We start from the raw sequence: 10,028 nt of genomic DNA, 5'->3' as shown, positions 1-10,028 counted from the left end.
TCGTAAAGTTTCCCTAATTGGATTCTTTATTCTAGTTAGTGGAACCATCCCAATGCTATTCTTTAACGCACACACCAATACTATTTTAATTGCGATTGTATATGCATACCGTTTAACTGGGGTTGCATTCATTATGATGAATGCATTTACTGATGGTATTAATGGTTTACCTAGCGAATTAAGTGCTGACGGTAACGCAGCTTCATCTACTTTACGTCAAGTCGGTGGATCTGTGGGAACCGCTTTATCAATGTTAATTGTGACACTAATCGTTGGGAATAATACCATAGAAAAGACCTCTATTACGGCACTTAGCAGTGGTTATCACTTTGCATTTATCTTTATGCTAGTTATTGCAGTAGTTGGTTTTGGTTTATCATTAAAATTGAGAAATAATTCTAAGTAATAAAAAGACGCTTGTGTAAAAACAGGCGTCTTTTTTCATTTAGACATTTCTAACCATGTTAAACCAAGTCTCATTGGCATGTTCAGAACTAGATTTACCTTCATTTACAAAACCATTTTTTTCGTAAAAGGGAATCAAACGACTTAAGCAAGTCAACGTCACTAGTTTTCGATTGTTATTCTTTGCTATCTCAACCATTTTATTTAGTAATTGGCTGCCAATATTCTTACCATGATGCTTAGGGTCAACTGCAATGCTTAAAATAGTTTGATATGCATCATTATCATCATTAGGTAATGATTTTTCGTATAACTCATCATCAATATAACGCTTGTTATAAGCCGGACCTACTACAAAACCAACTATTTCTTTTTGCAATTTAGCTACAATAAAGGTGTCAGATAATAAACTTATTCTTTCTGACATAGATGCTTCAGTGGATGCTTCTGATGCATTAAATCCAGCACGTTCAATCTCCATAATCTTAGGTAAATCTTCTAATTTAGCATTCGAAAATTCTAAGTTCAAAATAAAAATTCTCCTTCAAGATAATTATAAAAATATCATATCATAATCAGTATCGATGCCAAAAAATTGAATGATATTTTAAAGCTATATCAATACACACTTTACTTAATAATGCTAATATTACAAAGGTGAGGTGATGATAAAATGAATAAACTTATTAAGTCAGAATATGGTTTGTTGCTAATATGTAGTTTAGTCATGTATTTTTATGAATTTAAATTTTCGTTGATATGGCTAATAATTTTAATCTTAATTCCTGACATCAGTGCTGTCGGATACTTGTTCAACAACAAATTAGGCGCATATACTTATAACTTGATGCATAGTTTAGTACTACCAACTATGTTTTTAATAATAACTATATTTTTACATTATCATGTAAATACTTTTTTAATAATATGGTTTATTCACATTTTTATGGATCGTAGCTTAGGATATGGTTTAAAGTATAATGATAATTTTCAACATACACATATTGACAGTATGAAAAAAGATTAGTAATTATTTACTAATCTTTTTTCTATTGACCAATTTTGCTAATATAATTGCTTTTATCACAAACACCCCATTTAATAAAACTTATTTTTATAGTTAAATAAATCAATAATTATCAAACCTTTATGTAACACCCCATGTAACACGATGGTTGCTTGTCATGATAACCTTTTTCATTTACATTAATACTCATAAATGAAGGAGGAATCACATGGATTTAGCAAATAAGATTAAAGCACAACGTGAAAAAGTGGGGATGAGCCAAACTGAGTTAGCTCAAAAATTACACGTTACACGACAAACGGTATCTAGATGGGAAAATAATCAAACTATCCCTAATTTAGATACGCTAAATGATATTAGTGACGAATTAGATATTTCACTAGACGACCTACTAAAGCACGATAATTTAAAGACTATTGGTTCAATCAGTAAGGATGTTAAACTAAAAAAGCGTTATAAGATTTGGTCAATCGTAGCTTCATCTATAATTGGATTATCTATTATTTTTTTATTCTTGTTAAGTTGGGGCAGATATAGTAGTAATGATTTAGTTAATCGAGTCAATCCATTTATCCCATATCGATACGGTTACGCTGTGGTACCCGAACAGACACCTACTAAAAAAATTAAGGCTACCGTTACTGATGAGAAAGGTAAAAAGACTAAACAGTATATTGACGAACCTCAGCCAGTTAAAGCTTTCGTTACATTCTCACCATTTGGCGATGGTGAATGGCTTACATTTGAAATTGGAGCAATTCCCAAAAAAGGGATGAACTATGCGTTCGTAGAATACAAAGGTTCATACGTTAGAAGAGCTCGTTTAATTACACGTGATGAAATTCCACGTATGATACGCGATAATTTAGGAACATCACATATTCCTTATCGTAAAGATTTTGATCAAAAGAGCACTAATCCGTTTGATTAGTAAGTATATTAAATTATTAAAAAATTATTAAATTAAAATATATATAATAATTATAAATAATTCTATATGCTAATCTTAATAGTATAAGAGGAGGACTTACACATGGACAAAAATAAATTTATATCAAATCATAAAAGATTTTTAAATAAATCTTTTCAGTTAATATCTATTTCGATGCTTTTTATGGGTAGTATTGCTACTGTTGGAAATGTTAATGTAAATGCAAGTTCCACAAAAGAAACTATTAAAAATGCTAAACCTTCTGAAAACTTTTACAATTATGTCAATCATAAGTGGTTAAACAAGGTTAAGATTCCAAATGATAAGGCGTCTGTAGGTTCAATCGCAAACCTATCTGATAAGAACGAGAAAACTTTAAAAAATGATATAAGTAAATTAGCCAACGGTAATCATAAAAATTTAGGTACAGATGAAAATAATATGATTACTTATTATAAACAAGCATTAGATAAAGAACAGCTTAATAAGCTTGGTGGAAAGCCACTAAAACCTTATTTAAATTCAATTGAAAACATCAAAAATAAAAATGATTATTTAAATGCCATAAGAAAATGGAACATTGAAGGAAAAGGTATTCAAGCAATGCCTTTCAATTTTGATGTAACAGCAGACACTTTAAATTCAAAGAAAAAAGTTGTTAATTTAGGATTTCCTGGAACCATATTGTCTGACAAATCGTTATATGAAAATGGCAATGAACAAGGAACCCAAATCATTAAAGCATATTCAAAAGCAGTTTTAGAACTTATGCATAAAATGGGCGTAAGTAATAATGTTGCTCAACAAAGACTGAACAACTGTTTGAAACTCGATGCTAAAATAGCAAAATATATGCCAAGCAGTGAAAGTGCGGCTGATATGTCAAATATTAAAAATGTTAGCGCCAAAAAGGTTACAAAAGAGGCTAGTTCAGAAATAAACATAGTAAAAATGATTAATGATGTCTGTCCCAAAAAAGTTAATAAATTTCTAATATCTGATCAAAATACTTTAAAGAACTATAATAAAATTTTTGACTTAAACGATATAAATGAAATTAAAGATTGGACTTACGTTTCTACTCTAATACAAAATGCAGATAATCTATCTCCTGAATTTCAAAACATAGTTAATAATTTATATAATAAAATCTTAGGGGTTAATGCAAAAAGAAATCTAAAAGATTCAGCATTTGAAAAAACTAATGCTAGCTTCTCACCAGTTCTTGGAAAATTATATGTAAAAAATAATTTTAATAAAAAGACCGATAAAAAAGTTAATTTAATGGTTAAAAACATAATTAAAACATATAAGCAAGAATTACAAAACAATAACTGGCTAAGTAAAAGTACCAAAAAAAATGCTATTAAAAAACTTGATAATATGGTAATAAAAGTTGGATATCCTAAAAAAATTGATTCTATATATTACAAAATTAAAATAAACAAAAACAAAAGTTTCTTTGAAAATAATGCTAATATTAATAAACTACAAAGACAAAGTCTCTTGAAGAGCCTGTCACAAAAAGCAAGTAGATATGAATGGGCAACTAGTCCACAAATTGTAAATGCATTCTATGACCCTACCAGCAACAGTATTACTATTCCTGCTGGAATCTTACAATACCCATTCTTTAGCTTAAAACAAAGTGCTAGTGCTAATTATGGAGCTATCGGAGTAGTTATTGGACATGAAATTTCTCATGCCTTTGATACTAACGGTTCTAAATTTGATTCAAAAGGAAATATGAAGAACTGGTGGACTAAAAAGGATTATAAAGAATTCAACAAACGCACAAACAGAATAGTAAAGCGTTTTAACGGTTTAGAATTCATGGGTAATAAAGTTAATGGGAAGTTAACTTTAACTGAAAACACTGCAGATTTGGAAGGTATAAGAGCCTCTATCGCGACAGCTAAAAAAGAACATGGCTTTAATTCTAAAGAATTTTTCAGAAGTTATGCAACAATGTGGAGAAGTAAATCTAGACCTCAAGTAGCCCAAATTCAAATGATGTCAGACCCACATGCACCTGATATTTGGCGTGTTAATGCACAATTACCAAACATTAATGAATTTTACAAAGCATATGATATTAAAAAAGGTTCACCTATGTGGGTTTCCAAAAACAACAGACTTAGCATTTGGTAATTTAATCATTTCTTGATTTATTTCGAATATTAATAGATCATCAATCATAAATAATATGATTGATGGTCTATTTTATTTTAACTTCTTGACTTAGACTTAACTTTAAGTTGTAGATTGTACATAAGGGAGGAATGAAAATGAAAAAAATAATTATATTAGGTGCTAATGGTAAAATAGCTCAAATTGTAAGAAAAAGGATTTTAAATGAAACAGGTGCACATTTATCACTTTATCTAAGAAATTCTAATCGTATTAAAAATATTAATCCCAATAGAGAAGAAATCATCGATGGTGATGTTAATGATTTTAATAAGTTAAATGATGCATTGAAAGACAAAGATATTGTATATGCTAATCTAGGTGGACGTTTTGAGCCTATGGCCAAAAATATCATTAAGGCCATGCAAAAAAACAATAACCAAAGGTTAATTTACGTTACTGGGTTAGGACTATACCATGAAGTTCCAGGAGACTTTGGAAAATGGGTTGAAAAATCAATTGGTAAAGAAATCATGGATGACACTAGACGTGCAGCAAAAATCATTGAAAAATCCTCGATTAATTATACTATCATTAGAGCTGCTTATATGAATAATGAATCTAAAATAAGCTACGAAACTACTCAAAAAGGAACATTTTTCAAAGGCTGTATTGTTTCAAGAGCTAGTATTGCAGACTATATTATAAGATTAGTTAAAAATAGTTCGTTAGATAATTACGCAAGTGTTGGTATAAACGAACCAGGAACAGATGGAGTGTTACTATAATTTTAAAAGTATAAAGTTTGATAATGACTTTATACTTTTTGTACATAAAAACTTAAATAAAAACATTATAAAATATCCAAAATTATCAACTTGCTTTACTAAATATTTAATTGCATAATAACCTTAAACCCAAAATATTGGAGATGACTTTTAATTGGCTTCAAAAGCAGTTAATTGGAAGCAAAATTTAAATGTGCTCTGGTTTGGAAACTTTATAGCTGGAATTGGTTTTAGCTGTATAGGACCATTCATTGCCTTATTTATTGGGCAATTAGGGCACTATAGTGATACTCAAACTTCACTATACAGTGGAATGGCTTTTGCGGCACCGTTTGTCATTAAAATGATTGTATCGCCTTTATGGGGCTACTTAGCTGATAAATACGGGCGGAAACCCATGTTACTCAGAGCATCGCTAGGTATGGCTATCGTCATTGGTGCCATGAGTTTAGTCACCAACGTATGGCAACTAATCATTTTGCGTCTATTGCAAGGGGTGTTTTCTGGATTCATTAGTAACGCCAACGCTTTAATTGCCGCTGAAACTCCCACAGAACACATTGGGCAGGCTTCGGGTAAATTATCTACTGGAAACGTTTCCGGAACTTTAATTGGTCCAATGGTAGGGGGCGTTGTAGCTGAATTATTTGGCTATCGTTATACTTTTGTAATAACTGGGGTCGCGATGTTGTCAGCCTTTATATTAACTATCTTTTTCGTTCATGAAAACTTTACACCAGTTAAAAATCAAAGCAATCAAAAGCAACCTCATTTCCTAAGTGGAATTGATACTGCGCCTATTTTACTAGGGATGTTTTTAACAACTTTATTCGTTCAAGCAACTAACAATTCAATTTCGCCAATCCTAAGTTTATACGTTAAACAGTTAGATCCAACATCCCACAATATCGCTTTAGTCTCTGGAATTATACAAGCGTTAAATGGGGTCGCCATGATTTTAGTTGCGCCCATTTTCGGTAGATTGGGAGATCGTATCGGTTCACACAAAATATTAATGTTTGGGGTATTATTTTCTATGTTACCGTTTTTCATTACTATTTTTGTGCAAAATGTCTGGCAATTAGGAGCTATGCGCCTATTGGTCGGCATTTCTGACGCCGCCTTACTCCCCGCAGTGCAAGCATTATTAGCCACCTATAGTCCCAAGGAGCGTATCAGTCAGGTTTTTAGTTGGAACCAAAGCTTTCAAGCTGCTGGGAATGTATCCGGCCCAATGATTGGTTCAGCAGTAGTGTTGATTGGAGGCTATCGAGGTGTATTCGTTGCTACTACGCTAATTGCTTTAGTTAATTTCTTGTGCCTTAATAAAAATATTAAAACTATTAAATAATTATTTAAAAAAAGACGTTTAGAAATATTAATTCTAAGCGTCTTTTTATTTTTATTATAATTTTAAAAATCCTTGCCGTTTTAGAGCTGGTAAAATGTTCTTTCGAACTGGACTTTTAGTCAAATCATGCATTAGATGATGCGTAAAAGATTCTTCCCGTGGATTGCCTTTACGGCTAGCATAGTAGTCATGAACCAGTTGGTCGTAGGTATCTAATTTCTCAAAATCAATTTCATCATCATAAACGTTATCGTAGTGAATAATAGATGAGGTAATGCGTGGTTTAACTTCTGGTGTTTCAGCTGGATAACCTAACGCTAAGCCTAAAACTGGAAAAGTTAATTGGGGTAGGTTAAAAGCATCAATAATTTTATCAGTATCATTGTAGATACTACCCATAACAACACCACCCATTCCCATACTTTCTGCAGCTGTAAACATGGACTGTAGAGCTAAATCCACATCATGAATACTAGCTAATAACTTATCTGTAGAATGTAAATTAGTAGTATCAGCATTAGAGTCTAAGTGTTTTAAAATCTGTTCATTACGATGCTGGTCGGCAATAAATAAAAAGTAATGCCCCGCATTTTTGACTAAATCATACGTGGTTACATCAGCTAATACTTGTAGCTTTTTAGGGTCAGTAACGCTAATGATACTAAATTGTTGCTCAAACTGACTGGTCGAGGCTTGTTGCGCTGCTTTAAGTAATTGATTAATTTCTGCATCGTTTAGTTTTTGCTGTTTAAACTGGCGAACCGAACGATGATTTAATAAAGTTTCTAGTATATCATTATCCAAGATAATCACCCTTTGTTAGTTAAATTACCATGATAATAACACAATTAATTTTTAAACATAAAATAAGAAGTTTTAATTTATTATAAAATTAATAAAAAGGTTAAGCTATGATTAATAAAACGCTTTTAAATCTATGTAAACTGTCAAAGGATATACAATTAGTTTGTTAATTCATAAGGCCTTAATTTTAAATAATGTGTTAATAAAAATGTAACTATCCAGTTTGGGATGGGAGATTGTAAATATGAAAAATAATAATCTAAAAATGCAAAAGGATACAAATGCAAGGCGTCTTATAATGGGAGGAATTGTATTCTGTTCTTTATCACTAGGAATGTTTATTAATAATAGTAAAAGTTACACTGCTTTTGCAGATTCTATGAATTCTAGCAACGATAATGTTAATCGAAATAATAATTCAAAAAATACAAATGTCTTAAATACAAAAAATAATCAAACAAATTCTAACAATAGTGATAGCGATTCTAGCATAAAAAACAATGTCACTCTTCAAAGAAATAACGAAAATACTCAATCACGTGAAAGTAATCTAAACAACAATATAACAATCAAAAATCAAACTAATAAAGAATTAGATGATAGTACAGATTCAAAGAATCCAATATATGAAAGTAAAATAGAAAGCTCTAAAACACCATTAGAAGATCTTTCTAGACATGGTAGAAGTCAGATTGTTTCAACATCACCTGAAACAGATACCGGTAGCTTAAAACCTGATGATACTGCAAAAGATAAGGCAACTATTAATGGAAATTGGGGAACAGCAGCTTGGAACTATAATAATGCAGACAATACTGTAAACATTGATGGCGGTAATATAGATAATATTAACAATGCGCCTTGGAAAAATAACAATGAAATAAATAACAATGTTAAAACAATTAAATTTAATAATAAAGTTTTGTTACCAGAAGATTCCAGTGGTATGTTCTATAACCTGCCAAACTTAGAATCTATTCAAAATATGAATAATATAGACACATCAAACGTTAAAAATATGGGAAGTATGTTTTCAGATTCAAAAAAGTTAGATAACATTGATGTTTCATCATGGAATTCTAAAAATTTAAATAATACCAGTTATATGTTTTTTTCTTGCAATAGCTTATCTAATTTAAACGTAGGTGGAAAGTTTGGGAAAAACACTGGTAATGTTAATGATATGAGCTATATGTTTAATGGATTAATATCTATGTATAAGATATCTGGCTTAGAAGATTTAAATACTTCATCCGTAGTAAACATGGATCATATGTTTAACGGAGACTACAATTTACAAGAAGTGGACGTTAGCAATTTTAACACTAATAAAGTTACAAATATGCAAAATATGTTTAGTTATAATATTAGTCTAAATAAACTAAATTTAAGTTCTTTCGACACCAGTTCTGTACAGAATATGAACGACATGCTAAGTTATACTTTGGGAGTTTTAGTATCAGATGAAAAAGGAAATTTATTTTATGCTCCTGGTATCCAGACTTTAATGCTAGGCTCAAAAACAACATTATATCCTGAAGTATCATTAGCTGAAATCATTCCTAAAGATGTTAACAATGCTTCTAATAAATATAGTGGAAAATGGCAATATATCCAAAACAATTTACCAAGCGGCCCCATTTATAGTTCTAGTAGTCTTACAAATAGTAAGTTTATGCAGCCAGGTACGTACGTATGGCAAAAAGACAATACAAATATAAATGCTAAAGATTCGGAGATTATTTATGGTCCAAAAATGAATTGGAATGCTGCTGATAATTTCATTAACGCAACTAATATGTACGGAGACCCTGTAGATTTATCAAAGATTAGTATTAATGGCAATGTTGATAATAAACCAGGTGTTTACAACATCTCTTACAATTATATAAATGCCGCTGGTGAAAACGTTCAAAAGACAATAAATGTTAAGGTTTTGATGAGTAAGGCTAATTTAAATCTTAAAAACACTATCATTACTCAGGGTTCAACTTTTAATAAAAACGATAACATAATAGACGTATATGATATGTACGGTAAAAAAACTAATAATTATAATATTACATTAGACGGAAATGTAGATACTCATAAAATTGGTCAGTACAACTTGGTATATAATTACACCGATGAAGCCGGAAATGTAATTAGTAAAAATGCTTTAGTAACAGTAGTAAAATCAAGTAACACAGATGAAAATTCAAATACAGATATAATTACCCCAAACAATATTAATTTTAAAGTGATGAAAAAATATCCTAAGTATGATGAATTATTTAAATACTACAATGTTTCATATGCACCTAATTCTGTAGACTTTATGTTAGATAATGGACAGATTTTAAGTGAAAAATACTATAAACGCGTATATCAACAAAATAATGTTAAAAAAATTAAAATTATTTTTAAAAAGGGGATTTATTCGTATAGAAATATTCACTTTAATGAAAATAATCGTGCCAGGTTAATTAAATTTGGTACAATTTTAAGAGTATATAACATTGTGCATTTAAACCAAGATATAACCAGATATGACATTGGAAATGGTGAGTTTATAACTACTAACAATAGTTTTGTAGAGGTAGAATAATAATA

8 protein-coding genes and 1 pseudogene are annotated in these 10,028 nt (G+C 30.3%); 7 read left to right on the top strand and 2 right to left on the bottom strand.

Features of this window, described 5'->3' with window-relative positions:
- Positions 1–406: pseudogene (locus FD06_RS07705) on the top strand (MFS transporter); the annotation flags it as partial.
- Between the two features lie 39 nt (positions 407–445).
- Here FD06_RS07705 and FD06_RS07400 read toward each other — a convergent pair.
- Positions 446–934, bottom strand: coding sequence for a GNAT family N-acetyltransferase (locus FD06_RS07400; RefSeq protein WP_056967128.1), 489 nt, complete (start codon positions 932–934; stop codon positions 446–448).
- Positions 935–1,078: 144 nt separating this feature from the next.
- Here FD06_RS07400 and FD06_RS07395 point away from each other — a divergent pair, with 144 nt between their 5' ends.
- The 5 genes from FD06_RS07395 (at position 1,079) to FD06_RS07375 (ending at position 6,632) form a co-directional block, all read left to right on the top strand.
- Positions 1,079–1,432, top strand: a complete 354-nt coding sequence (locus FD06_RS07395) for a DUF4260 family protein (protein ID WP_054658085.1) — start codon at positions 1,079–1,081, stop codon at positions 1,430–1,432.
- 208 nt (positions 1,433–1,640) lie between these two features.
- Complete coding sequence (locus FD06_RS07390) at positions 1,641–2,363, top strand: helix-turn-helix domain-containing protein (RefSeq protein ID WP_056967126.1); 723 nt, start codon at positions 1,641–1,643, stop codon at positions 2,361–2,363.
- Between the two features lie 102 nt (positions 2,364–2,465).
- Positions 2,466–4,514 carry a M13-type metalloendopeptidase gene (locus tag FD06_RS07385; protein ID WP_056967124.1) on the top strand — a complete coding sequence of 683 codons (2,049 nt, stop codon included), beginning with the start codon at positions 2,466–2,468 and terminating at the stop codon, positions 4,512–4,514.
- Between the two features lie 137 nt (positions 4,515–4,651).
- Positions 4,652–5,281, top strand: a complete 630-nt coding sequence (locus FD06_RS07380) for an NAD(P)H-binding protein (protein ID WP_054658075.1) — start codon at positions 4,652–4,654, stop codon at positions 5,279–5,281.
- A 154-nt stretch (positions 5,282–5,435) separates the two neighbouring features.
- The gene (locus FD06_RS07375) at positions 5,436–6,632 is read left to right on the top strand and encodes an MFS transporter (protein WP_054658073.1); all 1,197 of its coding nucleotides are present in this window, start codon (positions 5,436–5,438) and stop codon (positions 6,630–6,632) included.
- Between the two features lie 54 nt (positions 6,633–6,686).
- On the opposite strand, the gene FD06_RS07370 is transcribed toward FD06_RS07375, so the two are convergent.
- Complete coding sequence (locus FD06_RS07370; RefSeq protein ID WP_420834754.1) at positions 6,687–7,436, bottom strand: nitroreductase family protein; 750 nt, start codon at positions 7,434–7,436, stop codon at positions 6,687–6,689.
- 244 nt (positions 7,437–7,680) lie between these two features.
- Between FD06_RS07370 and FD06_RS07365 the strand changes: the two genes are divergently transcribed.
- On the top strand, positions 7,681–10,023 hold the full coding sequence (locus FD06_RS07365; protein WP_056967122.1) for a BspA family leucine-rich repeat surface protein: 2,343 nt from the start codon (positions 7,681–7,683) through the stop codon (positions 10,021–10,023).
- Positions 10,024–10,028 lie beyond the last annotated feature (5 nt).

The organism is Apilactobacillus ozensis DSM 23829 = JCM 17196, assembly GCF_001435995.1.
In the GTDB taxonomy this organism is placed as follows: domain Bacteria; phylum Bacillota; class Bacilli; order Lactobacillales; family Lactobacillaceae; genus Apilactobacillus; species Apilactobacillus ozensis.
This window is presented reverse-complemented; position numbering and strand designations above follow the sequence as displayed.

Excerpts from the sequence above, each read along its gene's own strand:
- FD06_RS07395 (WP_054658085.1), top strand. The coding sequence starts at position 1,079 with ATGAATAAACTTATTAAGTCAGAATATGGTTTGTTGCTAATATGTAGT.
- FD06_RS07390 (WP_056967126.1), top strand. The coding sequence starts at position 1,641 with ATGGATTTAGCAAATAAGATTAAAGCACAACGTGAAAAAGTGGGGATG.
- FD06_RS07385 (WP_056967124.1), top strand. The coding sequence starts at position 2,466 with ATGGACAAAAATAAATTTATATCAAATCATAAAAGATTTTTAAATAAA.
- FD06_RS07380 (WP_054658075.1), top strand. The coding sequence starts at position 4,652 with ATGAAAAAAATAATTATATTAGGTGCTAATGGTAAAATAGCTCAAATT.
- FD06_RS07365 (WP_056967122.1), top strand. The coding sequence starts at position 7,681 with ATGAAAAATAATAATCTAAAAATGCAAAAGGATACAAATGCAAGGCGT.